General features: G+C 71.7%; 26 protein-coding genes and 1 pseudogene. 14 read left to right on the forward strand and 13 right to left on the reverse strand.

What is annotated here, in order from left to right:
- Window positions 1-345: pseudogene (locus VH969_RS26105) on the reverse strand (hypothetical protein); the annotation flags it as partial.
- 37 nt (window positions 346-382) lie between these two features.
- Window positions 383-1,315, reverse strand: coding sequence for a carbohydrate kinase family protein (locus VH969_RS26110; protein ID WP_331978884.1), 933 nt, complete (start codon window positions 1,313-1,315; stop codon window positions 383-385).
- A 194-nt stretch (window positions 1,316-1,509) separates the two neighbouring features.
- On the opposite strand from VH969_RS26110, the gene VH969_RS26115 reads away from it, so the two are divergent.
- The gene (locus tag VH969_RS26115) at window positions 1,510-1,680 is read left to right on the forward strand and encodes a hypothetical protein (RefSeq protein WP_331978813.1); all 171 of its coding nucleotides are present in this window, start codon (window positions 1,510-1,512) and stop codon (window positions 1,678-1,680) included.
- Between the two features lie 62 nt (window positions 1,681-1,742).
- Here the strand turns inward: VH969_RS26115 and VH969_RS26120 are convergent, their stop codons facing one another.
- Window positions 1,743-2,102, reverse strand: coding sequence for a HesB/IscA family protein (locus tag VH969_RS26120; RefSeq protein WP_331978815.1), 360 nt, complete (start codon window positions 2,100-2,102; stop codon window positions 1,743-1,745).
- Window positions 2,103-2,229: 127 nt separating this feature from the next.
- Window positions 2,230-3,339: a glycerate kinase family protein gene (locus VH969_RS26125; protein ID WP_331978817.1), complete on the reverse strand. Its 1,110-nt coding sequence runs from the start codon at window positions 3,337-3,339 to the stop codon at window positions 2,230-2,232.
- A gap of 38 nt (window positions 3,340-3,377) precedes the next feature.
- Here VH969_RS26125 and VH969_RS26130 point away from each other — a divergent pair, with 38 nt between their 5' ends.
- Together VH969_RS26130 and VH969_RS26135 are read left to right on the forward strand one after the other, a co-directional pair.
- The gene (locus VH969_RS26130; RefSeq protein WP_331978819.1) at window positions 3,378-4,025 is read left to right on the forward strand and encodes a DUF3043 domain-containing protein; all 648 of its coding nucleotides are present in this window, start codon (window positions 3,378-3,380) and stop codon (window positions 4,023-4,025) included.
- A gap of 87 nt (window positions 4,026-4,112) precedes the next feature.
- Window positions 4,113-5,093, forward strand: coding sequence for an aldo/keto reductase family protein (locus VH969_RS26135; protein WP_331978821.1), 981 nt, complete (start codon window positions 4,113-4,115; stop codon window positions 5,091-5,093).
- Between the two features lie 276 nt (window positions 5,094-5,369).
- Here VH969_RS26135 and VH969_RS26140 read toward each other — a convergent pair whose 3' ends face one another.
- Window positions 5,370-5,555 carry a hypothetical protein gene (locus VH969_RS26140; protein WP_331978823.1) on the reverse strand — a complete coding sequence of 62 codons (186 nt, stop codon included), beginning with the start codon at window positions 5,553-5,555 and terminating at the stop codon, window positions 5,370-5,372.
- A 24-nt stretch (window positions 5,556-5,579) separates the two neighbouring features.
- Here VH969_RS26140 and VH969_RS26145 point away from each other — a divergent pair, with 24 nt between their 5' ends.
- Genes VH969_RS26145 through VH969_RS26155 form a run of 3 tightly spaced genes read left to right on the forward strand, consistent with a single transcriptional unit; the run spans window position 5,580 to window position 7,957 of the window.
- A complete protein-coding gene (locus VH969_RS26145) occupies window positions 5,580-6,107 on the forward strand; it encodes a bifunctional adenosylcobinamide kinase/adenosylcobinamide-phosphate guanylyltransferase (protein WP_331978825.1) in 528 nt (175 codons plus the stop codon).
- Between the two features lie 15 nt (window positions 6,108-6,122).
- On the forward strand, window positions 6,123-7,214 hold the full coding sequence (gene cobT / locus VH969_RS26150; protein ID WP_331978827.1) for a nicotinate-nucleotide--dimethylbenzimidazole phosphoribosyltransferase: 1,092 nt from the start codon (window positions 6,123-6,125) through the stop codon (window positions 7,212-7,214).
- Entirely contained in the window at window positions 7,214-7,957 is a 744-nt protein-coding gene (locus VH969_RS26155) for an adenosylcobinamide-GDP ribazoletransferase (RefSeq protein WP_331978829.1), read from the forward strand. Before cobT ends, VH969_RS26155 begins: the two co-directional genes overlap by 1 nt.
- 7 nt (window positions 7,958-7,964) lie before the next feature.
- On the opposite strand, the gene VH969_RS26160 is transcribed toward VH969_RS26155, so the two are convergent.
- Together VH969_RS26160 and VH969_RS26165 are read right to left on the reverse strand one after the other, a co-directional pair.
- Window positions 7,965-9,059, reverse strand: a complete 1,095-nt coding sequence (locus tag VH969_RS26160; protein ID WP_331978831.1) for a branched-chain amino acid aminotransferase — start codon at window positions 9,057-9,059, stop codon at window positions 7,965-7,967.
- A 79-nt stretch (window positions 9,060-9,138) separates the two neighbouring features.
- Window positions 9,139-10,071: a hypothetical protein gene (locus VH969_RS26165; protein WP_331978833.1), complete on the reverse strand. Its 933-nt coding sequence runs from the start codon at window positions 10,069-10,071 to the stop codon at window positions 9,139-9,141.
- Between the two features lie 100 nt (window positions 10,072-10,171).
- Between VH969_RS26165 and VH969_RS26170 the strand changes: the two genes are divergently transcribed.
- Window positions 10,172-11,659, forward strand: coding sequence for a leucyl aminopeptidase (locus VH969_RS26170; RefSeq protein ID WP_331978835.1), 1,488 nt, complete (start codon window positions 10,172-10,174; stop codon window positions 11,657-11,659).
- Window positions 11,660-11,662: 3 nt separating this feature from the next.
- On the opposite strand, the gene VH969_RS26175 is transcribed toward VH969_RS26170, so the two are convergent.
- Entirely contained in the window at window positions 11,663-13,585 is a 1,923-nt protein-coding gene (locus VH969_RS26175; RefSeq protein ID WP_331978837.1) for an Hsp70 family protein, read from the reverse strand.
- Window positions 13,586-13,684: 99 nt separating this feature from the next.
- A complete protein-coding gene (locus VH969_RS26180) occupies window positions 13,685-14,053 on the reverse strand; it encodes an oxidoreductase (RefSeq protein ID WP_331978839.1) in 369 nt (122 codons plus the stop codon).
- A gap of 117 nt (window positions 14,054-14,170) precedes the next feature.
- Here VH969_RS26180 and lpdA point away from each other — a divergent pair, with 117 nt between their 5' ends.
- The 4 genes from lpdA (at window position 14,171) to lipB (ending at window position 19,130) form a co-directional block, all read left to right on the forward strand.
- The gene (gene lpdA, locus VH969_RS26185) at window positions 14,171-15,541 is read left to right on the forward strand and encodes a dihydrolipoyl dehydrogenase (protein WP_331978841.1); all 1,371 of its coding nucleotides are present in this window, start codon (window positions 14,171-14,173) and stop codon (window positions 15,539-15,541) included.
- A gap of 62 nt (window positions 15,542-15,603) precedes the next feature.
- Window positions 15,604-17,466: a 2-oxoglutarate dehydrogenase, E2 component, dihydrolipoamide succinyltransferase gene (gene sucB, locus VH969_RS26190; RefSeq protein ID WP_331978843.1), complete on the forward strand. Its 1,863-nt coding sequence runs from the start codon at window positions 15,604-15,606 to the stop codon at window positions 17,464-17,466.
- A 2-nt stretch (window positions 17,467-17,468) separates the two neighbouring features.
- Window positions 17,469-18,356 (forward strand): TIGR01777 family oxidoreductase, encoded by an 888-nt coding sequence (locus tag VH969_RS26195; RefSeq protein WP_331978845.1) that lies wholly within the window; start codon window positions 17,469-17,471, stop codon window positions 18,354-18,356.
- 39 nt (window positions 18,357-18,395) lie between these two features.
- A complete protein-coding gene (gene lipB / locus VH969_RS26200; RefSeq protein ID WP_331978847.1) occupies window positions 18,396-19,130 on the forward strand; it encodes a lipoyl(octanoyl) transferase LipB in 735 nt (244 codons plus the stop codon).
- A gap of 278 nt (window positions 19,131-19,408) precedes the next feature.
- Here lipB and VH969_RS26205 read toward each other — a convergent pair whose 3' ends face one another.
- Window positions 19,409-20,017 (reverse strand): TetR/AcrR family transcriptional regulator, encoded by a 609-nt coding sequence (locus VH969_RS26205; protein ID WP_331978849.1) that lies wholly within the window; start codon window positions 20,015-20,017, stop codon window positions 19,409-19,411.
- A gap of 122 nt (window positions 20,018-20,139) precedes the next feature.
- On the opposite strand from VH969_RS26205, the gene VH969_RS26210 reads away from it, so the two are divergent.
- Window positions 20,140-20,592, forward strand: a complete 453-nt coding sequence (locus tag VH969_RS26210) for a hypothetical protein (RefSeq protein WP_331978851.1) — start codon at window positions 20,140-20,142, stop codon at window positions 20,590-20,592.
- A 230-nt stretch (window positions 20,593-20,822) separates the two neighbouring features.
- Here the strand turns inward: VH969_RS26210 and VH969_RS26215 are convergent, their stop codons facing one another.
- The gene (locus VH969_RS26215; RefSeq protein WP_331978853.1) at window positions 20,823-21,269 is read right to left on the reverse strand and encodes an NUDIX domain-containing protein; all 447 of its coding nucleotides are present in this window, start codon (window positions 21,267-21,269) and stop codon (window positions 20,823-20,825) included.
- A 63-nt stretch (window positions 21,270-21,332) separates the two neighbouring features.
- On the opposite strand from VH969_RS26215, the gene lipA reads away from it, so the two are divergent.
- Together lipA and VH969_RS26225 are read left to right on the forward strand one after the other, a co-directional pair.
- Window positions 21,333-22,337, forward strand: coding sequence for a lipoyl synthase (gene lipA / locus VH969_RS26220; RefSeq protein WP_331978855.1), 1,005 nt, complete (start codon window positions 21,333-21,335; stop codon window positions 22,335-22,337).
- A 114-nt stretch (window positions 22,338-22,451) separates the two neighbouring features.
- The gene (locus VH969_RS26225; RefSeq protein WP_331978886.1) at window positions 22,452-23,117 is read left to right on the forward strand and encodes a DedA family protein; all 666 of its coding nucleotides are present in this window, start codon (window positions 22,452-22,454) and stop codon (window positions 23,115-23,117) included.
- Here the strand turns inward: VH969_RS26225 and VH969_RS26230 are convergent.
- Together VH969_RS26230 and VH969_RS26235 are read right to left on the reverse strand one after the other, a co-directional pair.
- The gene (locus tag VH969_RS26230) at window positions 23,114-23,332 is read right to left on the reverse strand and encodes a KTSC domain-containing protein (protein ID WP_331978857.1); all 219 of its coding nucleotides are present in this window, start codon (window positions 23,330-23,332) and stop codon (window positions 23,114-23,116) included. The two genes, VH969_RS26225 and VH969_RS26230, sit on opposite strands and share 4 nt — an antisense overlap.
- A 19-nt stretch (window positions 23,333-23,351) precedes the next feature.
- Entirely contained in the window at window positions 23,352-24,581 is a 1,230-nt protein-coding gene (locus VH969_RS26235; RefSeq protein ID WP_331978859.1) for an MFS transporter, read from the reverse strand.
- Between the last annotated feature and the right edge of the window lie 89 nt (window positions 24,582-24,670).

Consider the following 24,670-nt stretch of genomic DNA (forward strand, 5'->3'; position numbering starts at 1 on the left):
CGGCTCGAGCTCGTGGGTGTACTCCGCCCACGAGCCGTCCGGCGCCTGCACCCGGAAGAGCTTCGCGCCGCGGTCGTCGCGCTGGTAGGGCTCCACGTAGTAGCCGTGCGCGGCACCCGGGTCGCCGACGTGGTTCCAGCCACGCGCGGCCACGTCCACCGGGATCGTCGCGATGCCCGTGTACCGGACCGTCGTACCACCGGGGCGCTCCACCACGGCCAGGCCCTGGCTCTCGTCGAGCGGGCGGGCGTGGTCCGAGCCGACCGGCTCCCACGGCCCCGTCGCCGCCGAGGCGACGCCGGCGAAGGTCAGCAGCAGGACGGTGGCAGCCGCGAGCGCACGCATGCACCCACAGCTACCAGCGGGTCACGCGTGGCGGTACCTACGGGAGGATGGGAGCGATCTCGTCCGCGGCCTCCGGCCCGTACGCCGCGCCGATGCGCGCGATGGCCTGCCTCTTGTCGAAGGTCCACTCCTGCGGGCCGACCGTCTCCAGCACCAGCACCGCTATGTACGAACCGAGCTGCGCGGCACGCTCCAGGCCAAGGCCCTTCTCCAGGCCGGCGAGCAGGCCGGCACGGAACGCGTCGCCGACACCCGTCGGGTCGGCCTTGACCGTCTCCGGCACGGCGCCGACGTTGATCGCGGTGCCGTCCTTGGCGACGATGTCCACGCCCTTCTCGCCCAGGGTCGTGATCCGGATGCCGACCCGGTCGAGCACCTCGCGCTCGGTCCAGCCGGTCTTGCGGCGCAGCAGCTCCCACTCGTAGTCGTTGCTGAACAGGTACTTCGCGCCCGCGATGAACGCCCGGATCTGCGCGCCGTCCATCCGCGCCAGCTGCTGGGACGGGTCCACGGCGAAGGTGTAGCCGCGCTGGCGGCACTCGTCCGCGTGCCGCAGCATCGCGTCCGGGTCGTCCGGGCTGATCAGCACCAGGTCCAGGCCGCCGGCCCGGTCCGCGACCGGCTTGATCTCGATCTGGCGCGCCTCGGCCATCGCGCCGGCGTAGAAGGACGCGATCTGGCACATGTCGTCGTCGGTGGTGCAGACGAACCGCGCGGTGTGCTTGGTCTCCGAGACGTGCACGCCAGTGCAGTCGACGCCGTGCCGCTCGAGCCACGAGCGGTAGTCACCGAAGTCGTCACCGACCGCGCCGACCAGCACCGGGTGCGCGCCGAGCACCCCCATCCCGAACGCGATGTTGGCTCCGATCCCGCCCCGCCGCACGACCAGGTCGTCGACGAGGAAGCTCAGCGAGATCCGGTGCAGCTGCTCTTCGACGAGCTGCTCGGCGAACCTGCCGGGAAAGTGCATGAGGTGATCTGTGGCGATGCTTCCGGAGACGGCTACGGGCACGAGGGCTTCCCCTGTCTGGTGGTCGTCAGTTGGAGTTAACGGAAGTCTGCAAATCTGGTAATGCTCATGGCGTACCCCACTGAGGGCACTCCACTGACACTACCGGTTGGTAAGGCTGTGCAGTATCGCTTGCTGCACATACCGTCATCTTCGTGCTCATCATCGACCGTGTGACCATCGCCGAGCTGATCGCGGACTGCGCCACGATCCCGGTCCCGCCACAGCCCGTCGACCAGGCGTTTCACCCGCTCAACGCGGCCGAGCCCTGGCAGGTCGACGACGCCTGCTACGCCCAGGTGCGCGAGCTCGACGAGTACGTCTGAGCCGCCCACGCCACAAGGAAACGAGCCGCGTTCGGGCAGAACGCGGCTCGTTCACGAGTGGATCAGTGGAAGGAGTCCCCGCAGGCGCAGGAGCCGCCGGCGTTCGGGTTGTCGATCGTGAAGCCCTGCTTCTCGATGGTGTCGACGAAGTCGATGGTGGCGCCTTGCACGTACGGCGCGCTCATCCGGTCCACGGCCACCTTGAGGCCGTTGAAGTCACGGAACAGGTCGCCATCGAGCGTGCGCTCGTCGAAGAACAGCTGGTAGCGCAGTCCCGCACAGCCACCCGGCTGGACGGCGATGCGCAGGTGCATGTCGTCCCGGCCCTCCTGGTCGAGCAGGGCCTTCGCCTTGCTGGCGGCGGCGTCCGACAACGTCACCCCGTGGGTGGCGGTCTCGGTCGTGTTCTCGGCGGTCGTCATGGTTCTCCCTCGACCTTCGACTTCTACTACCTGTGGACAACCGGGATCGTCCGCGTTTTCTTCCTCCATGTTCGCACACCTCGCTCGAAGCGAGGTGTTACCGCCGCCACTGCCGCGAACGGCGCCCTCACCTGCTCCATTGCGCGGAGACGTGCTTGGCCAGGTCGGTCAGCGTGCCGGCCGGGTCGGCGAGCGACGCCTCGGCCGACCCGACGTGCTCGGCCACCGAGTAGGCGTAGTCCACACCCGCGGCGGCCGCCCGGCGGCGCCCCACGCTGACCTGGCCGGCGAGTACCACGCACGGCAGGCCACGCTCGGCCGCCGCGCCGGCGACCCTGGTCACGAGCTTGCCGCGCAGCGACTGGAAGTCGAAGCTGCCCTCGCCGGTGATCACGAGCTGGGCGTCGGCGAGCGCGGTGTCCAGCCCGGTCAGCCGCCGGACCATGCCGGCGCCCGACTCGACCTCGGCGCCGAGCGCGATGAGCGCGGCACCGAGCCCACCCGCGGCTCCCGCGCCTGCCTCGTCCCGGATGTCCTTCCCGGCCACCTCGGCGAGCACGTCCGCCCAGCGCGTCAGCGACTTCTCCAACCGGCGCACGGCCAGGTCGTCGGCGCCCTTCTGCGGGGCGAACACCCGGGCCGCGCCGTCCTTGCCGAGCAGCGGGTTCTCCACGTCCGAGGCGGCGACGAGCTTGACGTCGCCCAGGTCGACCCGGCCCTCCAGCCGAACCACGTCGACGAGCGGTCCGCCGCCAGCCGCGAGCGGCTCGCCGTCCGCGCCGACCGGGACGGCGCCGAGCGCGCGGAACAGGCCGGCCCCGCCGTCGGTGGTCGCCGACCCGCCGAGCCCGACGACGATCGTGTGCACGCCCGAGTCGAGGGCCTGCCGGACCATCTCGCCGACACCGAGCGTGGTGGCGGCGAGCGCGTCCCGATCGCCCTTTTCGACCAGTGCAAGCCCGCACGCCTGGGCGCACTCGACGTAGGCGGTGCCCTCGTGCTCCAGCCACACGGCGTCCACGTAGGACCCGAGCGGACCGCTGACCGACTTGTGCCGCAGCCGCCCGCCGAGCGCGGCGTACAGCACGCCCACGAACCCCGGGCCGCCGTCGGCGAGCGGGCACAACGTGAGCTGGTCGTCCGGTGCGCCACCGCGCCATCCGGCGGCGATGGCCTCGGCGGCCTCCGGCGCGGTCAAGGTCCCGCCGAAGCAGTCAGGAGCGATCAGGACCCGCATGGTCAAAGAGTAAAGGGGTCTCCCTTACCCTTTGCTCTGTGAGGTTCCTTCGCCGCAAAGAAGCAGAGTCCGTCGCCGAGTCCGAATCCGGCGAGGACGCCGCGGTGGAGGACGCGCGCAGCAAGGCGCACACCCCCGGCAAGGGCCGCCCTACCCCGAAGCGCCGCGACGCCGAACAGCGCAAGCGTGGCCCGATGGCGCCCCCGCCGCGTACGACGCGCGAGGCGATGCGCCGGGCGCGTGGCAACAAGGACGAGCGCAAGGCGCTGGCCGCGAAGCGCCGCGAGATCCGCGTGAAGCAGCGCGAACGCATGATGGCGGGCGACGACCAGTACCTGATGCCACGCGACCGCGGCCCGGTCAAGGCGTACATCCGCGACCTCGTCGACTCGCGCCGCAACCTGCTCGGCCTGTTCATGCCGCTCGCGATCCTGATCTTCGTGGCGCTGCTCGTGCCCGACGCGCGCGTGCAGAGCCTCACCACGCTGCTCTGCCTGGCGATGCTCGTGGTGATGATCCTCGAAGGCCTGCTGGCGGGCCGGCGGTACACGAAGCTCGTGCGCCAGAGGTTCCCGAAGGAGCCGGTCCGCGGCCTGTCGATCGGGTGGTACGCCTTCATCCGCGCGTCTCAGATCCGCAAGCTGCGCGTCCCCAAGCCACGGGTGTCACCCGGCGACAAGGTGTGATCGCGAGTTGTCCACAAGTCGCCCGGTTGTCCACAGTTAACCGGCTGCCCGCGAACCTGGAGTCGCTCCACGGTTAGTTTGGTCGTCATGGAGTTTCGTCGTCTCGGCCGCAGCGGCCTGTCCGTCAGTGAGATCTCGTACGGCAACTGGATCACCCACGGTTCCCAGGTGGAGGAGGAACAGGCGCAGGCGTGCGTGCACGCCGCGCTCGACGCGGGCATCACGACCTTCGACACCGCCGACGTGTACGCGAACACGCGCGCGGAGTCGGTGCTCGGGCGCGCGCTGGCCGGGCGACGCCGGGAGAGCCTGGAGATCTTCACCAAGGTGTTCTGGCCCACCGGCCCCGGCGGCCCCAACGACCGCGGCCTCGGCCGAAAGCACATCATCGAGTCGGCCAACGCCTCGCTGAGGCGCCTGCAGACCGACTACGTCGACCTCTACCAGGCACACCGGTTCGACAAGAGCGTGCCGCTCGAGGAGACGTTCCTCGCGTTCGCCGACCTGGTGCGGGCCGGCAAGGTGCTCTACATCGGTGTGTCCGAGTGGAACGCCGAGCAGATCACCCGCGGCGCCGAGCTCGCCCGCGAGCTGAAGGTGCCGTTCATCTCCAACCAGCCGCAGTACTCGATGCTGTGGCGGGTCATCGAGGCCGAGGTCGTGCCCGCGAGCGAGCGCGCGGGCCTCAGCCAGATCGTGTGGTCGCCGATCGCGCAGGGCGTGCTGACCGGCAAGTATCTGCCCGGCCAGCCCGTGCCGGCCGGCTCGCGTGCCACCGACGAGTCCGGCAAGAACTTCATCAGCCGCCTGCTGCGCGACGACGTTCTCGAGAAGGTGCAGCAGCTGCGCCCGATCGCCGAGGACGCTGGCCTGTCGATGGCTCAGCTGGCGGTCGCGTGGGTGCTGCAGAACAAGAACGTCGCCTCGGCGATCATCGGCGCCACCCGCCCGGAGCAGGTGACGGAGAACGTCAAGGCCTCGGGCGTCACCCTCGACGCGGAGACCCTCTCCCGCATCGACAAGGTCCTGGACGGCGTGATCCAGACCGACCCGTCCTACACGGGCTGACTCAGACCCCGGCCGGCACCCGCCCGACGGGGTGCCGGCCGGCCCACCGCTGTTTGACACGTGAAGAGGGAAACCGACACCGGCACCGGCTCACGCACCGGGTGTGCGGCGTTCGTACCGGCGGGGACCTCGCCGGTAGCGGGGGCGAGACGGCCGGCCGGTCGATCCGTTGGCAGCGCAGGACCCGGGTGCCGGCTTCCACACCGTCTGCCACCGACCAACCGCGCCAGCAGCCACCACGTCAAACACGGCGACATCAGCCCAGGAGGCTCGCCTCTAGTCCGTGGGGTGAAGGCTCATCGGGCCGTAGACCTCGTCCTCGCCGGCGAGCAAGGTCACCGCGTCCACGCCCTCGGCGCGCAGGTCGGACCACGCCGTGCCCAGCCAGTCCTCCGCCTCCTGCTGGGAAGCGAACCCGGCCGATCGCGCTGGGCCGTCGTCGTAGCGCCACCAGTACTCCACGGCCGCACAAGATAGCGTGCCGGCGTGCGACGAACCCTGGTCCTCGGCGGCGCCCGTTCGGGCAAGTCCGCGCACGCGGAAGGCCTGCTCAGCGACGGCCCGGCAACCTACGTGGCCACCGCCCGCCTCGACGCGGACGACGCCGAGTGGGCCGGCCGGATCGAGGCACACAAGCGGCGCCGGCCGGAGGCCTGGCGAACCGTGGAGCTCGGCGACCCGGCGAAGCTCCCGCCGTTCCTGGCGAACGCGGACGGCCGCGTGCTGGTCGACGACATCGCCACCTGGCTCACCGCGCTCCTCGACGACGCGGCCGCCTGGGAGGGCGGCGACCTCGACCCGGTCCACCAGGCGTGCGGCGAGCTCGCGAGAGCGGTCGGCACGAGCCGGGCAGACCTCGTCCTCGTCTCCGCGGAGGTCGGCCTCGGCGTCGTGCCCGCGACCCGTTCTGGCAGGCTCTTCCGCGATCAGCTCGGTGCACTGAACGCGGCGCTCGCCGACCGGTGCACGGACGTGGTGCTGCTCGTCGCCGGCATCCCGCTGCGACTGCGCTGACCTGGAGGGAACCGGATGACCGACCCGGTCGAGTTCGACACCGTCAACCCGCCCGACGAGGTGTCCAGGCAGGCCGCGCTGTCCCGGCACCGGCAGCTCACCAAGCCCCCGGGCTCGCTCGGCCGCCTCGAGGACCTCGGCGCGTGGCTCGCCGCCTGCCAGGGCCAGTGCCCGCCGAACCCGTTGCGGCGTCCCAGGATCGTCGTCTTCGCCGGCGATCACGGCGTCGCCCGGCGCGGCGTGTCCGCCTACCCCAGCGAGGTCACCGCCCAGATGGTGGCGAACTTCGTGTCCGGTGGCGCGGCGATCAACGTGCTGGCCGCGGCGGCCGGCGCGGACGTGCGGGTCGTCGACATGTCGGTCGACGCGGACACCCCCGACGAGGTCGCGAAGCTGAAGGTTCGCCGCTCCTCGGGTTCGATCGACGCCGAGGACGCGCTGACCGAGGACGAGGTCACCGCGGCTCTGGCCGCCGGGAAGTCCATTGTGGACGAAGAGGTCGACGCGGGCGCGGATCTGCTGGTGGCCGGCGACATGGGCATCGGCAACACGACCGCCGCGGCCGTGCTCGTCGCCGCGCTGACGGGTACCGAGCCGGTCGCCGTGGTCGGCCGGGGCACGGGCATCGACGACACGACATGGATGCGCAAGACGGCCGCCATCCGCGACGCGCTCCGCCGCGCCAAGCCGGTGACCGCCGACCCGGTCGCGCTGCTGCGCACCGTCGCGGGTGCCGACATCGCCGCGATGGCGGGCTTCCTGGCACAGGCCGCGGTCCGCCGCACGCCGGTCGTGCTGGACGGCGTGGTCTCCGGGGCGGCCGCGCTCGTGGCCGAGGAGCTCGCGCCGGGCGCGCGGGCGTGGTGGGTGGCCGGGCACCGCTCGACCGAGCCCGCGCACGCGCTCGTGCTGGAGCAGCTGGACCTGGAACCGTTGCTGGACCTGACGATGCGGCTCGGCGAGGGCACCGGCGCGACGGCCGCGATCCCGCTGCTGACGATGGCCGTCAAGGTCCTCGCGGAGATGGCCACGTTCGACGAGGCGGGCATCAGCGGTCCGGAGAAGCCGCCGGCGCGGACCGCCGGCATCGACGACGACGCCACCTGATGGGCGCGGCGCTGCGGCTGGCGCTGTCCTGGCTCACGGTCGTACCCGCCGGCGAGCACCAGGTCGACCGGACCGTGGCCGGGCGAGCGATCGCCGTCGCGCCGGTGATCGGGTTGGTGCTGGGGCTGCCGGCCGCGGCCATCGTGTCCCTTCTGGACCGGACGGGCATGCCGGGCCTGCTCGCCGGCCTGCTGACCGTCGGCCTGCTCGCGCTCGCGACACGGGGGATGCACCTCGACGGCCTGGCCGACACCACGGACGGGCTCGGCTGTTACGGGCCGCCCGAACGCGCGCTCGCGGTGATGCGCGACGGCGGCGTCGGACCGTTCGGCGTCGTGTCGCTGGTGATCGTCATCGGGGCGCAGGCGGCGGCGTTCGGCGCGCTGGCCGGGCACCGGTGGTGGGCGATCGTGCTGGCGATCGTGGCCGGGCGGGTGGCGTTCGCCGCGTGCTGCCTGCGCGGCGTGCCAGCCGCGCGGCCGGACGGGCTCGGCGCGCTGGTGGCCGGTACGCAGCACGTCGCCGTGCCGATCGCGTGGCTCGCCGGGCTGCTCGTGGCCGGCGTGTTCGTGGACCGGCAGGACGTGTGGCTCGGACCGGTCGCGGTCGGCTTCGCGGCCCTGCTGACCGCGGGTTTCGTCGCGCACGTGCGGCGCAGGCTCACCGGCATCACCGGCGACGTGCTGGGCGCCGCATGCGAGGTGGCCACCACGATCGTGGCGGCCACCTGCACGGTCAGCTGATTCGGCCTCAGGTCAGCGGGACCATCCAGCCGTGCGGATCCGGCGCGGTGCCGCGCTGGATCGCGGTCAGGGTCTCGCGCAGCCGCATCGAGACCTCGCCGGACGCGCCGCCGCTGATCGTGAACTCGCCATCGGCGTGCTTCACCGAGCCGACCGGTGTGATCACTGCCGCGGTGCCACACGCGAAGACCTCGGTCAGCTCGCCCGACTCGGCCTTCTTCTCCCACTCCTCGGTGGAGATCCGCCGCTCCTCGACGGTGTAGCCGAGCGAGGAGGCCAGCGTGAGCAGTGAGTTGCGGGTGATGCCGGCGAGCAGCGAGCCGGAAAGCTCGGGGGTCACCACGCGGGCGTCGGCACCCGAGCCGAAGACGAAGAACAGGTTCATCCCGCCCATCTCCTCGACCCACCGGCGCTCGACGGCATCCAGCCAGACCACCTGGTCACAGCCCTGCTCGGCGGCCTGCGCCTGGGCGACCAGCGAGGCGGCGTAGTTGCCGGCGAACTTGGCCGCGCCGGTTCCGCCGGGAGCGGCGCGCACGTACTCGTGCGACAGCCAGACGCTCACCGGCTTGATGCCGCTGGCGAAGTACGACCCGGCGGGCGAGCCGATCAGCACGTAGAGGTACTCCGACGCGGGCCGCACGCCGAGGCCGATCTCCGTGGAGATCATGAAGGGCCGCAGGTAGAGCGACTCCTCGTCCTCCTCGGGCACCCAGCGGCCGTCGACCGCGACGAGCTCGCGCAGCGAGCCGAGAAACAGCTCGTCCGGGAGCTCCGGCATCGCCAGCCGGCGCGACGAGAGGCGGAAGCGCTCCGCGTTCGCGTCGGGCCGGAAGCTCGCGATCGTGCCGCTCGGCTGCCGGTAGGCTTTCAGGCCCTCGAAGATCGCCTGCCCGTAGTGCAGCACCATGGCCGCCGGGTCCAGCGTGATCGGCCGGTACGGCTCGACCTTCGCGTCGTGCCAGCCCTGCGTCCGGTCGTAGCGAACCGTCACCATGTGGTCGGTGAAGTGCATCCCGAACCCAGGATTGGCCAATACCTCCGCGATCCGCTCCGGGGTCGCCGGCGACGGATGGGGAGTCCTGGTGAATGTGGGCGTCATGTGTGCACGGTAGCCGGGAAGCCGCCGGCTGAGAACTCGGCGATCGGACAATCCGACGTCCAACCGAGCCGAGTGCCACTCAGCGGGCCACGCCGGGATGGCGGCCGGCGACGGCGCGGAACGTCGCGTCGCCCAGCAGCAGAACCGCGGCGGCGGCCAGCGCGGCGGTCGGCTCGATCAGCAGCATGCCGAGCGCGGTCGCCACACCGGACACCACGACCAGCCGCACCCGGGGCACCCCGGCCACCCGGAGGCCGCGCAGCACGCCCAGCAACGCGAACCCGCACGCGACCACCACGCCGGCGATGAGCAGCCGCTCGATCGCGGTCGCATCGGCGGCGGCGAGCGCGGCCCGCAGCGGCGCGGGCGCGAGCGCGAGCCGCGGCGCCCCGAGCTGGTGCAGCGCGGCGCCCGCGACCGCGAGGGAGGTGAGCGCGACGATCACGAGCACCACGGCCACGGGCCGCCGGCGTCCCGGCCTGGCTGCCGCATCGGCGCCGAAGAAGCACACGGTCAGCAGCCCGGCGGCCGCGAGCACACCGGGCACGCTCCCGGTGTCCGGCGGGGCGACCGCGGGGGTGACCGGTGCGATGGCCAGGCAGGCGGTGACCACCACCGCGAGCACGATCAGCACGGCGATCGCGGCGGCGCGGACCACCGCGGGCGGCACGGGGCTCGCCGCCATCGCGGTCACGACCGCGACGAGCACGAGCGCGACGAGCGGCGTGAGATAGACCGCGACCGTGCCGGCGATCGCCACCGCCGCGGCCAACCGGGCCAGCATGCCGAGCGTGAACCCGAAGCGGCGCAACGAAACCGGCAATGTCTCAGATGGACGCTCCGATGTGGACAGCACGGCCAGACCGCCGGCGAGTGCAGCGATGAGCACCGCCGCGGGCAGCCAGCGGCCGGCGAGCGACGCCGCCGGCGCGAGCCCCAGGAACAGCCCGGCGCCGATGCTCGCCGACACGCCGCCGGCGACGACATCGATCCCGCGAACCGGTGTGGACACGAGGCAACCGTGTCAGACGCGTTCACACCCACCTGACGGTGGGCACACCTGCGGCAACTCGTTAGCATGCGGCAGCGACCCGACCGACAGGAGCAGATCGTTGAGCGCCCCCAAGCTGTCCCTGACCACGACCTCCGCCGCGGCGGCCGACGCCGGCGCCGTGGTGATCGGCACCGTGCAGGACGGCGAGGACGTCGCGCTCGCGCCGGGCGCCGAGGATGTCGACGCGGCGTTCGACGGCCGGCTCGCCGAGGTGCTGGCAACACTGGGCGCGACGGGCAAACCGGACGAAGTCGTCAAGCTGCCGACGATCGGACGACTGGCCGCCGACGTCGTCGTGGCCGCGGGCATGGGTAAGGCGGGTGAGCTCGGGCCCGAGCAGGTGCGCCGCGCGGCCGGTGCCGCGTCCCGGGCTCTCGCGGGCACCCGGCGCGTGGTGAGCACTTTGTCCACTGTGGACCTTTCGGCGGCAGCCGAGGGTGCGGTACTGGGTGCCTACGCGTTCGACGAGTTCCGCTCCGAGCGCGGGGACGCCCCGGTCGAGCGCGTCGACCTGGTGAACCCGGCCGACGGCTCCGCGAAGGACCACCGTGCGGCACTGAAGGCGGCCACCGCGATCGCCGAGGCGGTCACCACCACGCGCGACTTCGTCAACACCCCGCCGAACCACCTCTACCCCGCCTCGTTCGCGGAGCGCGCCGCGGCGCTGGCGAACGACGCCGGTCTCGAGGTGGAGATCCTCGACGAGAAGGCGTTACGCAAGGCCGGGTTCGGCGGTGTGCTGGGCGTCGGGATGGGCTCGACCCGGCCGCCCCGCGTGGTGCGGATCGCCTACCGCGGCCCGAAGGCACGCAAGAAGGTCGCGCTCGTCGGCAAGGGCATCACGTTCGACACCGGCGGCATCTCGATCAAGCCGGCCTCGCACATGGAGGAGATGACCTCCGACATGTCCGGCGCGGCGGCGATCGTGGCGACGGTCGTGCTGGCCGCGAAGCTCAGGTACCCGCTGGAGATCGTCGCGACCGTGCCGATGGCCGAGAACATGCCGTCGGGCGCCGCGTACCGGCCCGGCGACGTGCTGACCATGTACGGCGGCAAGACGGTCGAGGTGCTCAACACCGACGCGGAGGGCCGCCTGATCCTGGCCGACGCGATCGTTCGCGCGGGTGAGGACGAGCCGGACTACCTGATCGAGACCGCGACGCTGACCGGCGGCCAGATCGTGTCGCTCGGCAGGCGCACGCCGGGAATCATGGGCTCGGACGAGTTCCGCGACCGCGTGGCCGCCATCGCGAAGGCGACGGGCGAAGGCGGCTGGCCGATGCCGCTGCCGGAGGAGCTGCGCCGCGATCTGGACTCGAAGCTCGCAGACCTGTCGAACGTGACGGGCCACCGGTGGGGCAGCATGCTCGCGGCGGGCCTGTTCCTGCGCGAGTTCGTGCCCGAGGGCCTGCCGTGGGTGCACATCGACATCGCGGGCCCGGCGTACAACAACGGCTCACCGTGGGGCTACACCGCCAAGGGCGGCACCGGCGTCCCGGTACGCACGATCGCCGCGGTCCTCGCCGACATCGCCGAGAACGGCTGAGCGTCAGCCTTCCGTCCAGGTGGGCCAGTCCTCGAGGTTGCTGCCGGAAAGCGCGGCGTCCGGGGCCAGGTCGCCGTAGGTCACGCCGGCCACGCGGGCGTCGGCGTCGACCTCGTAGACGAAGCACGCGTACACCGGGCGGTCGGCGCCGCCCGGGCCCGTGAACGGCGGGCAGTCCGGCATGCGGTCGAAGCCCGGCTGGGCAGGGCTCAGCACACCGCGGTCGTCGCGGAGGAACACGTCGTCGGCCGAGCCCAGTGTCGCGCGCACGACGACGAACCGGTTGCCGGGCGCCGGGTGGCGGTCGCCGACATAGCCGGACGGGGTGACGACCACGTCGAAGCCCGCGCGCATCGTCGAGTCGGCCAGCCTCACCTCGACCGGCGGCTCGCCGACCTTGCCCACGACGTGCGGCGTGACCGGCTTCGCTCGCAAGACCGGGCGGATCGCCACGGGCACCCGAACCGGTGGCGTCTCATCGGCGTCGCTGCTGACCGAGCCGAACACGACCGCCGTCACCGGCGTCCGCTCGGGCACGGGTAAGGCGACGCAGCCGTCGAAGCTCTTCCCGGGCGCCAGCGTCTTCGGCGGTTTCGGCGTGGTGGCCCGGCACTGCACGACCCCGTCGCCGAGCGGACGGATCCACAGCCCGCGATCGTCGACCACCGACACGCTGCGCGAGAGGTCGCCCTCCCAGCCCGGTCCGGTCGCGTTCGTGCCGGTCACCTCCACGATCAGCCAGCGGTAGCCGGCCGGCGCGGCGCCGAGGGCGGAAACGCTCGAGGTCGCGCGCACCTCCTTCACCGCGACCTGCAGCTCCGCCCCGACGGCCGTGCGGTACCGGGCCGGTACGCCGAGCCGGGCCGCCGTGTAGGCCGGCTGGCCGCCCGTGACCGTCTCCCGGCCCTCGACCTCCGGTGGCATGGCGTCCTCGCCGGCCGGTGGGTCGACGAGCGCCCCCGCGGCCGGGCCGGGGCTGCCCGCCGTCCGCAGGCCGGGCCCCCAGCCCAGCGCCAGCATCGTGGCCAGCGCGGCCACGATCACGAGCCCCGCGGCGGACACCATCGCGCGCCGCAGCCACGGCCGGCCGGCCGGCACGCGGGCGGCCGGCGCACCACCGGACGAGGCAGCACCGGACGAAGCCGGCGCCACAGATCGACCGTTGCGCAGGCTCCTCGCGGCCCGCCGCTCGAGCAGCCGCAGCGCGCCTCGGGCCACGGCGGTCGCCGGGTCCTGGTCGAACCGCACCGCGCAGCCCATCTCGGCGAGCCGGCGGGCCAGCACGGGCGCGCGCCCGGAGCGGCCGACGACCAGCACGTCGTCGGCGGAGTGCGCGAGCTTCGCGAGTTCGCCGTCCACGGGCAGGTCGACGGTGGAGACGAGGCTGAACTTGCCGGACTTGACGCGCACGGTGCTGGCCGTGCCGGAGTCACCGTCGAGCTCGACGACGAGCAGCGTCTGGTCGGAGTCGAGCTCCGCGCCGGCCGCGGCGGCCAGCGGCGCGACGACCGTGCGGACCGCGGGCGCGAGCCCCTCGGCGGCGCGCGTCAGCACCTCCACGCGCTCGTCCGGCCAGCCGGCGGGATGGGTGAGCACGAGCTCGTCGACACGCGTGCCGGCCGAGCGCACCACGCGGGAGAGCAGCGTGCGGACCAGGCGCGTCACCGGCAGCACGATGTCGCCGACCATCAGGTCGTGCCGGTCCAGCCGGCTCTTGAGGTCGCGCACGACCCGGTCCGGCTCGGTTGTCGCCAGGCCGACCGCTTCGCGGCCGACGACGAGCTGGTGATCAGGGCTGAGCGCCACGGCGGTGGGCACTCGCGTCGCACCGTCCACCACGACCGGGCGCGGGCCTGCGCCGCTTCCGCGCAACACACCGACGGTGTCGGTGACGCCCAAGTCGACGACGACGGTGACCCCGCTCACGTCGCTCCCTCGCAGGCTCGGTGCCGGCGCTCGCGGTCGCCTTGTGCTGATTGGTTCGCTCCGCAAGCTCGGCTCACGTAACGCCCTTCTGAACTTGTCTCAGGCGCTACCGCGCTCCTTCTTCTGGCGTGCCTGATACTCCCTCATGCGCTTCGGGTAGCCAACCCGTTCCACTTCGTAAAGCGGGATCTTTCGCTTCCGCGCGAAGTCGGCGGCCGCCTCCGGGCTCGCGATCCGGCGGCGGGTCCACTCCCCGTCGTGCGCCACGAGCACCACGGTCGTCTCGGTGACGTGCGTGCGCGGCTCAACGTAGGCCTCGACGCCCTGCCGCTGGGCGGCCCAATCGTCCAGGTGCGCGGTGTCCTGTTTCGTCGACCCCCGCACCTGGCCGCCACCCTTGCGTTTCTTGCGCAGCGAGTCGAAAACACCCACGGCGGGTACCTCCGTATGAAAGTCGTCCCTCGTCATTGTGCCAATGCGGCCACCTCGCAAGCCTGCCGCAGGTAGTGACAAGATGATGTGTGGTGACCGGTCAACCCCGGCAGCCCCACCGCACGTCGACACACCCACGTCAAGGGAGACCCCGTGGCTGATACCTCCGCTGACCTCGTGATCCTGGGTGGCGGATCGGGTGGCTATGCCTGTGCGTTCCGCGCCGCGGGCCTGGGCCTCTCGGTGATCCTCGTGGAGAAGGACAAGCTGGGCGGCACCTGCCTGCACCGCGGCTGCATCCCGACCAAGGCGCTGCTGCACGCCGCCGAGGTCGCGGATCTGGCGCGCGAGGGCGACCAGTTCGGCGTGAAGTCCTCGCTCGAGGGTGTCGACATCGCCGGCGTCAACTCCTACAAGGACGGCGTGGTCGGCGGGCTGTACAAGGGTTTGCAGGGGCTCGCGAAGGCCAACAAGGTCACCGTCGTCGAGGGCAAGGGCACGTTCGTCGCGCCGAACGCGGTCGACGTGAACGGCACCCGCTACACCGGCCGCAACATCGTGCTGGCCACCGGCTCCTACGCGAAGACGCTGCCCGGGCTTGATCTCGGCGGCCGGATCATCACCAGCGACCAGGCCGTGCATCTGGACTACATCCCGGCCAGCGTGGTCGTGCTGGGCGGCGGCGTGATCGGCGTCGAGTTCGCGAGCGTCTGGGCCTCGTTCGGTGCCGACGTGACGATCGTGGAGGCGCTGCCGCGGCTCGTGCCGCTCGAGGACGAGTGGGCGTCCAAGCAGCTGGAGCGGGCGTTCGGCAAGCGCGGGATCAAGTACAAGACCGGCGTGAAGTTCACCGGCGCCGAGCAGAACGGCTCGAACGTCACGGTCTCGCTGGAGTCCGGCGAGTCGATCGAGGCGGAGACGCTGCTGGTGGCGGTCGGCCGGGGACCCAACAGCGCCGGCCACGGCTACGAGGAGGCCGGCATCAAGATGGAGCGCGGGTTCGTCCTCGCCGACGACCGGCTGCGCACCAACCTGGACAACGTCTACGCCGTCGGCGACCTCGTGCCCGGGCTGCAGCTCGCGCACCGTGGCTTCCAGCACGGCATCCTCGTCGCCGAGGAGATCGCGGGCCTCGAGCCGCGGCCGATCGACGAGGCCGGCATCCCGCGCGTCACCTACTGCAAGCCCGAGGTCGCATCCGTCGGCCTGACCGAGGCGCAGGCGAAGGAGAAGTACGGCGGCGCGGACACCTACACGTATGCGTTGAGCGGCAACGGCAAGAGCCAGATCCTCAAGACGTCGGGCGGCGTCAAGCTCGTGAAGGCCCCGGACGGCCCGGTCGTGGGCGTCACGATGGTCGGCGAGCGGGTCGGCGAGCTTGTCGGCGAGGCACAGTTGATCTACAACTGGGAGGCCTACCCGGAGGACGTCGCGCCGCTCGTCCACGCCCACCCGACCCAGACCGAGGCGCTCGGCGAGGCCTTCCTCGCCCTGGCCGGCAAGCCACTGCACGTACACGGCTGAGCGGAGCTCGCGAAGCGACCATCCACGATTGAGCCGTTTAGTCCCAAGGAGTCAGCGAAACCATGGCATTCTCCGTCCAGATGCCGGCACTCGGCGAGAGTGTCACCGAGGGCACGGTCACCCGGTGGCTCAAGCAGGAAGGCGACAGCGTCGAGGTCGACGAGCCGTTGCTGGAGGTGTCGACGGACAAGGTCGACACGGAGATCCCGTCGCCCGCGGCCGGCGTGCTGCAGAAGATCGTCGCCCAGGAGGACGAGACGGTCGAGGTCGGCGGCGAGCTCGCGGTGATCGGTGACGGTGCCGACTCGGGCGGCGGGTCGGGCGGGGACTCCGGCGCCGACACGGACACCGCCGAGTCCGAACAGCAGACCGAACCCGAGCAGCAGGCAGAGCCCGAGCCGGAGCCCGAGGAGCAGCCGGAACCGGAGCCCGCACAGGCAGCCGCGCCCGCGCAGGCCGCGGAGTCCACTTCGGATGGTGGGGGCAGCGCCGACGGCACGCCGGTGACGATGCCGGCGCTCGGCGAGAGCGTCACGGAGGGCACGGTCACCCGCTGGCTCAAGCAGGTCGGCGACTCGGTGGAGGTCGACGAGCCGCTGCTCGAGGTGTCCACCGACAAGGTCGACACGGAGATCCCGTCCCCGGTGGCCGGCACGGTGCTGGAGATCACCGCGGGCGAGGACGAGACCGTGCAGGTCGGCGGCCAGCTCGCGGTAGTCGGCTCCGGCTCGGCCGCACCGGCCCAGCAGCAGCCGAAGCAGGAGGCGCCCGCGCAGGAGACCCCGAAGCAGGAAGCACCCCAGCAGGAAGCACCCCAGCAGGAGGTGCCCAAGCAGGAAGCCCCGAAGCAGGAGGCGCCGCGGCAGGAAGCGCCCAAGCAGGAGGCCGCGCCGCCCCGGCAGGAGGCCCCGAAGCAGCCGGAGCCCGCGCGCCAGGAAGCGCCGCGCCCGGCCGCGTCCGCGCCGGCGGCCGAGCGCACCAACGGCGAGACCCCGTACGTCACGCCGCTCGTGCGCAAGCTCGCCGCCGAGCACGACGTCGACCTGTCGAGTGTGCAGGGCAGCGGCGTCGGCGGCCGGATCCGCAAGCAGGACGTGCTCGCCGCCGCCGAGGCCGCCAAGCAGCCTGCCGCAGAGGCCCCGAGCGCCCCGGCGGCGAAGGCCCCGAGCGCGTCCAGCGCCCCGGCGGCGCCGATGTCCGACCTGCGCGGCAAGACCGAGAAGATGAGCAGGCTGCGCCAGACCGTGTCGCGGCGGATGGTCGAGTCGCTGCAGACGTCCGCGCAGCTGACCCAGATCTTCGAGGTCGACGTCACCAAGATCGCCCGCCTGCGGTCCCGCGCCAAGGCGGCGTTCGAGCAGCGCGAGGGCGTCAAGCTCACGTTCCTGCCGTTCTTCGCGAAGGCCACGGTCGAGGCGCTCAAGCAGCACCCGAAGCTCAACGCGTCGATCAACGACGAAACCAAGGAGGTGACCTACCACGGTGCCGAGCACCTCGGCATCGCGGTGGACACCGAGCGCGGGCTGCTCACCCCGGCCGTCCACAACGCGGGCGACCTGTCCGTGGCCGGCCTCGCGCACAAGATCGCCGACCTCGCCGACCGCACGCGGGCGAACAAGATCACTCCGGACGAGCTGTTCGGCGCCACGTTCACGCTGACGAACCTGGGCAGCCAGGGCGCGCTGTTCGACACGCCGATCATCGCGCAGCCACAGGTCGGCATCCTCGGCGTGGGCCTGGTCGTGAAGCGGCCGGTCGTGATCACCGACGCCGACGGCAGCGACACCATCGCGATCCGTTCGATGGCCTACCTCGCGCTGACCTACGACCACCGCCTGGTCGACGGCGCGGACGCGGGCCGGTTCCTGACCACGGTCAAGAACCGCCTGCAGGAAGGGAACTTCGAGGGCGACCTGGGTCTGTAGCGATGAGAATCGTGGTGGCCGGTTCCTCCGGGATGATCGGCACCGCGCTCGTCCATGACCTGCGCGAAGCCGAACATGACATCATCCGGCTCGTCCGGCGCCGGCCCCGCGCGGTCGACGAGCGTGAGTGGGATCCGCCGGCCGGGCGGATCGACGAGAGCGCGCTCGACGGCGCGGACGCGATCGTCAACCTGTGCGGGGCGGGCATCGGCAGCAGGCGGTGGAGCCACGCTCGCAAGCAGATGTTGCTGAACAGCCGCGTGGAGCCGACCGAGGTGCTGGCGACGGCGGTCGCCGAGCGCGGCATCCCGGTGCTGGTCAACGCGTCGGCGGTGGGCTACTACGGCGACACCGGCGACCGCGAGAGCGACGAGACCACCCCGGGCGGGCAGGGTTTCCTCGCCGCACTGTGCCGTGACTGGGAGGCCGCGACTCGGCACGCGTCGGAGGCGGGCGCGCGGGTGGTGCGGCTGCGGACCGGGCACGTGCTGTCCCGGCGCGGCGGCCTGCTCGGCACGCTGCGCCCGCTGTTCGCGTTGATGCTCGGCGGCCGGCTCGGCGACGGGCTGCAGTACATGTCGTGGCTGCACATCGCCGACCACGTAGCGGCGATCCGGTTCGCGCTGGAGCACGACGAGATCTCCGGCGCGGTGAACTCGTGCTCGCCGAACCCGGTGACCAACCGCGAGTTCACCCGCGCGCTGGGTCGGGCGGTGGGCCGGCCGGCGCCGTGGTTCGTGCCGGAGATCGCGCTGCGGGTGGCGGTCGGCGAGGGCGCCGAGGAGATCCTGTTCAGCCAGCGGGTAGTGCCGGCGGTGCTGACCGCGCACGGGTTCGGCTTCCGCTACCCGGTCCTGGACGACGCGATGGGCGCCGCCCTCCAGCGGTGATCGACGACGACCACGGAACGACGGCGTAGGGTCGCATTCGTGGCCACTGCTTCCTGCCGCGCGTCCAGCGCGCCCGTGCTCGTCCGCGACCTCGGCACGATCGACTACCTCGAGGCGTGGGACGTGCAGCGATCGATCGCCGCGGAGCGGGCCGACGAGTCGGGCCCGGACACGTTGCTGCTGCTCGAGCACCCGTCGGTGTACACCGCCGGCAAGCGCACCGAGCCCGACGAGCGTCCCGACGACGGCACGCCGGTGGTCGACGTCGACCGTGGCGGCAAGATCACCTGGCACGGCCCGGGCCAGCTGGTCGGCTACCCCATCGTGAAGCTCGCCGACCCGATCGACGTCGTGCAGTACGTCCGCCGAGTGGAACAGGCACTGATCGCCGTGTGCGACGAGCTGGGCCTCGCGACCGGCCGGGTCGAGGGCCGCAGCGGCGTGTGGCTGGCGGCGGACCACCGCCCGGAACGCAAGATCGCCGCTATCGGCATCCGAGTCCAGCGCGGCGTGACCATGCACGGCTTCGAGATCAACTGCAACGCCGACCTGAGCGCGTTCGAGCACATCATCCCGTGCGGCATCCGCGACGCCGGCGTCACGTCACTGTCGTTGGAACTCGGCCGCCAGGTCACGGTGGCCGAGGTGTTGCCGTTGGCGGAGCGGTACGTTCTCGCGGCGCTGGACGGGACTCTGCCGGTGGTCGACCGCTGGCTGCCGCGGTGGGCACCGTCGTCGCCGGGTGTGGACTTCCAGCTGGCCCAGCACGGGTAGTCCACAGCCCTCAGGCTTTCGCCCCGAACTCGTCGGTGGTCGCCGCTAGAGTGGTGACCGGGGCGCCGGAGGCCGTTGTTGATCTTGACCTGGCTGCGTCTTCGCTGGTGAGGCCGCTCGTGGCGTTCGGCAAGAGTTGCGGGTTGGGGTGGTCGATTGGCGCGCTTCGCCGCGCATGGTCCGCCAGCCGATCCCAAGCGCCGTTGAGCCTCGCTGCGGATCTTTGGTCCGTCGTTGTCGGTCGACGCGATGCTCGCCGGGGATAAGGCGTCGGGCTGCTACTCCGAAGCGTTCTTTGCGTTGCGGCGCATGCCTTCCATCACCGCGACGATGGTCTTCGTCACCTCGGCGCCTGCCTTCTTCGGATCCGGCGAGCCGGCGATGATCTCCGCCCCGGCCGAGAGGGCGCCGAACAGGATCCTGGCCGTGACCTCGACCGGCAGGGGCTCGATCTCGCCCGCGTCGAGCAACGCCTCCACCGTCGCGCGGACCAGGCCGTAGCTGAAGTGTTCCTCCGCCTCGCGCCAGCGCTCCCAGCCCATCACCACCGGCGCCTCGTGGATCACGATCCGCTGGTGCGCGGGGTCCAGGCAAACCCGTACGTACGCCCGGATGCCGGCCATCGCCCGCTCCCAGGCCGTGCCGTCACCGTCGACGACCTCCGTCAGAGCCTTCATCGCGGCCGTCTCCACCTCGTCGAAAACCGCCTCGAACAAGGCCTGCTTGCCGCTGAAATGGTGGTACAGCGCGCCTTTGGTGACCCGCGCGCGTTTCACGATCGCGTCCAGCGAGGTACCCGCGTAGCCGCGCTTCGTGAACAGGTCCAGCGCCGAGTCCACCAGCGCCTTTCTCGTCGACTCGGTGTAGTCGACGCGCCTCGACCGCATTGTCACCACGTTCACAACCGTACGACACATACCGGCGACATACCGGTGGTACGTTGGTCTTGTACATACCGGCGGTATGTCGAAGACCGGTGGTATGACCACGATACGGAAGGGGGAACATCGTGAGCTGGGAGGACTTCTACCTGCGCAGAGACGCGCTCGACCGCGTCGTCGAAAGTGGCGAGCTCACCGTGCCGGACATGTTCCGCGGGCCCACCGAGGTGCTGCTCGCATTGCAGCACCGGTGGTCGCTCCAGCTGAAGGGCCGCATCGAGCTGGCAGAGCTCGACGAAGACCCGGTCGAGGCCGTGGGCGCCGCGTGGCGGGAGACCGCCGCGGCCAACCCCGCCCTGCGCCAGCTGCTCGACCGGCACGCGAACCACCCGGCACTGCGGGCGGTCACCAAGGACGAGCACCGCATGCTGGCCACGACCGCCGGCCTGACCGACCCCGGCGATGGACCTGCCGAACAGGCCACGGTCGGCGCCGCGTTCGTGGCGCTGCAACGCAACCGGCCGGCCGAGCGGCACAACGCCGTCGAACGCTTCCTGCGCAAGCTTGTTCCGTCCGGCTGAGGTCGGTCCCGCCGACCGAGGTCCGCGGACGTGTCGTGGCGCCCGGCCAGCGCCGTGACCGGTGCGCCTCTGCCGCGTCCGTCGCCGCGTCCCGGCCTTGCTCAGGGTGACCAGCACTTCGTCGCGGCCCGGCGCGACCGCCGCGGCCCGGCTCGGGCGTGGCGTCCCGGCCGACCCGAGCAACTCGTCTCGGGCCACGGCGGCATCAGCGCGGCGGGTCGGGTCCCGGGCTACGCGGAGGGCTCGGCGTGCTCGAGGTAGTGGATCGTCCCGTCGGACTTCGCGGCCACCGCCGCGGTCACCCGGCGGTTCAGCCGCAGCGGGAGCCATTCGCCGATCTCGCCGGGCGGCACGAACCGGTACGACGCCAGCTCCTCGGCCTGCAGCCGGATCGACTGGACCGTCCGCGTGCCGAGCAGCCCGCCGTCGAACACGAACAGCAACCTCTCCCCCTTTGGATGGGGCGCCCAGTCCACGACCAGCAGCCGTCCCACGTGGACACTCAGGCCGAGCTCCTCCTGGACCTCGCGCGCACACGCGGCGCTCGGCGTCTCGCCCGGTTCGATCGCCCCGCCGGGGATCTCCCAACCCGGCTTGTAGGTCGGCTCTACCAGTAACACGCGGCCCAGTTCGTCGAGGAACAGCGCGCCCGCCGCGCTCGCCACCACAGCGGCCACCTGCACCTCCTCACTCGGACCAGCTCACACTACGTCGCGAGTGCGACGGCGTAGCCTGACGTGGTGACCATTGCTCCGGAAGGTCGAAAACTGTTGCGTCTCGAGGTGCGCAACAGCCAGACCCCGATCGAGAAGAAGCCGTCGTGGATCAAGACCCGCGCCAAGATGGGTCCCGAGTACCGGGAGCTGAAGGGCCTGGTGCGGCGGGAGGGCCTGCACACGGTCTGTGAGGAGGCCGGCTGCCCGAACATCTACGAGTGCTGGGAGGACCGCGAGGCGACCTTCCTCATCGGCGGCGAGCAATGCACCCGGCGGTGTGACTTCTGCCAGATCGACACCGGCAAGCCGGCCATGCTGGACCGCTCGGAGCCGCGCAAGGTGGCGGAGTCCGTCGAGGCGATGGGCCTGCGCTACGCGACCGTCACCGGTGTCGCCCGCGATGATCTCGACGACGGCGGCGCGTGGCTGTACGCGGAGACTGTCCGGCAGATCCACATGCTCAACCCGGGCACCGGCGTCGAGCTGCTGATCCCGGACTTCAACGCCGTCCCGGCGCAGCTGGCCGAGGTGTTCGGCGCGCGGCCCGAGGTGCTGGCGCACAACCTGGAGACGGTGCCGCGGATCTTCAAGTCGATCCGCCCGGCGTTCCGCTACGAGCGCTCGCTCGACGTGCTCACGCGGGCGCGCGAGTTCGGCCTGGTCACGAAGTCGAACCTGATCCTGGGGATGGGCGAGACGCCCGAGGAGGTCACCGCCGCGCTGCGCGACCTGCACGACGCGGGCTGCGACATCATCACGATCACCCAGTACCTGCGCCCGTCGCTGCGGCACCACCCGATCGACCGGTGGGTCAAGCCGGAGGAGTTCCTGGAGCACAAGCAGGCCGCCGAGGAGATCGGGTTCGCGGGCGTGATGGCCGGACCGCTGGTGCGCTCGTCGTACCGGGCCGGCCGGCTGTACGCGCAGGCGATCGCGCACCGCGGCGAGAACGTCCCGGATTCCTTGCGTCACCTGGCCGAGGCGGGTCCCGCGAGCCAGGAGATCGGAGCGCTGCTGAACCGGCACTGAGGGTAAACCCCCATTCCACGACGGGGGGAACCCCGATGTAGGGGGCGCGGTCCAATTGCTTGACTGACCGCGGTGCGGCCGATTGGGGCGGCCGTCGAGGAGGGGAGCGGGGCCGTGGCGTTGCTGACCGATGTCCTGGAGTGGCTGCAGGCGTTGCCGCAGCCGGCCCTGGTAGGGGCGACGGGCGGGCTGGTGTTCGCGGAGTGCACGATCGGCCTGGGCTTCATCGCCCCCGGGGAGGGCGGCCTGCTGATCGCGGCGACGACGGTCGACTCGGTCCAGCGGTTCCTGCTGCTCTGGGCGGTCGTGACGGTCTGCGCGGGCATGGGCGACTCGATCGGGTTCGCGATCGGCCGCCGCTTCGGCCCGCGCCTGCGGGAGACCCGCCTGATCCAGAAGTACGGCACGGAGGGCTGGGACAGGGCGACGGGCATCCTGCGTCGGCGCGGCCCGTGGGCGGTGTTCTTCGCACGCTTCCTTCCGGTGGTACGAACGCTGATGCCGGCCGCGGCGGGTACATCCGGCTTGCCGTACCGCAAGTTCTTCCCGGCGGTACTCGCCGGCGCGGCGTGCTGGTCGGCGATGCACATAGCGATCGGCGCGGCGCTCGGCGAGGCGGCGAAGCAGATCGAGGGCCTGATCTCCACGGGCGGGACCTACGTGGTGGCGGGCTTGGCGCTGGCGCTGATCGTCACCGTCGTGCTTCGCAAGCGCCGCAAGGCAAAGCGCGCCCTGGCGCTGCCGGTCGCGGACGCCGACCCGGAACTGGAGCCTGCCTAGAGCTGGCGGTAGTCGTAGTTGGGCTTGATGCTCACGTTGTAGTAGCGGCCTGAGCTTTCCGCGGCGAGGAGGGCCATGAACTCGCGTGCGGGGACGTCGAGGTACTGGTAGATCGCGCCGCTCACCAGCTTCACCTCGAGCAACCGGCGCTTCTGGTCGTAGCCCACCTCCGCCAGAACACTGGACTCGATCGGCTGCCGGTGCACGGGGATCATTATCCCCTCGATCGCCTTCTCACCGTGTCTTGAGATCCTTGCCGAAGCGGTGCAGCGTCGGCACGGCCAGCGCGAAGACCGCCAGCAACGACAGGCCCGACACCAGGAACGTCGCGCCGGCGCTGCCCAAGACGCGCGTAGTCACGCCGCCCAGGAACGCCCCCAGCGGGATCGCGCCCCACACCACCGTCCGCCACACGCCGAGGATCCGGCCGAGCAGGCCGTCGGGAACCTCGAGGTGCCGGGTCGTGGCGATGACCACGTTCACCGCCACGATGCCGATCGCGAACGTGCCGAACAACGTCGCCGCCAGGATCGGTGACGCCGTGAGACCCATCCCCGCGAAGCTCGCGCCCGACACCGCGATGCCGAGCAGCAGCACCGTGCGGCGCGACGTGATCTTCAGCAGCTTCGGCGCACCCGCCCCGATCAGGCCACCCACGCCGGACGCCGCGGCGAACACGCCGAACATGCTCTCCGGGAGCCGCAGGTCCTCGAGTACATAAAGGACGAGCTGGTTCGTCGCCAGCTCGGACGTCAGCGCCAGCGCCGCGGCGATCATCATCAGCCGCAGGATCAGCGGGCTCCCCCGCAGCCAGCTCAGGCCGGCGCGCACGACGCCCTCGTCCGCCTGGCGCGGGCCCGGCAGCGCGACCGGCCGGTGCGTGCCCGCGATGCCCACCAGCAGCGCGGCCGCCAGCGCGAAGCCGACCGAGTTGAGCAGGAACGGGAACGCGGCGAACACCGCGAACGTCAGGCTGCCGGCCATCGGTCCGAGGAACGACTGGCCGACGACCTCCGCCGCCTGTACCTGGCCGTTCGCGCGGTCCAGCCGCTCCCGGCCGGCGACCGACGGGATCAGCACGTTGCCCGCGCTGTCCGCCACGACCTCCGCCGTGCCGACCAGCAACGCCGCCGCGAAGACCACCCAGATCGCGTGCGCGCCGGCGACCACGTACAGCGCCAGCACACCGATCACCGCGGCCCGCGCGAGGTTCGCGACAACGAGCGCCCGCCGCCGGTCGACGCGGTCGAGCAGCACGCCCGTCGCGACCGAGAACAGCAGCCACGGGAGCACCGCGACCGCGGACAGCGCACCGATGACGACCGGGTCTCGGGTCATGCTCGCGGCGAGCAGCGGGAACGCCGTCTTGCCGATGCCGTCGGCGAGGTTCGACACCGAGATGGCCGAGACCAGGAACGGCATGCCGCGACGCCGAACCCGGGTCCGCGTGACTGTCGTGTACATCCGACGCCCCCACCTGCGTCGACTCCCCCGTACATCTTCCCCACCGAGCTATCGGCATGCGGAAGTCGCCTGTTAAGGGGCTGGCACCG

It is taken from the genome of Actinophytocola sp. (assembly GCF_036555685.1).
Classification (GTDB): Bacteria; Actinomycetota; Actinomycetes; order Mycobacteriales; family Pseudonocardiaceae; genus Actinophytocola.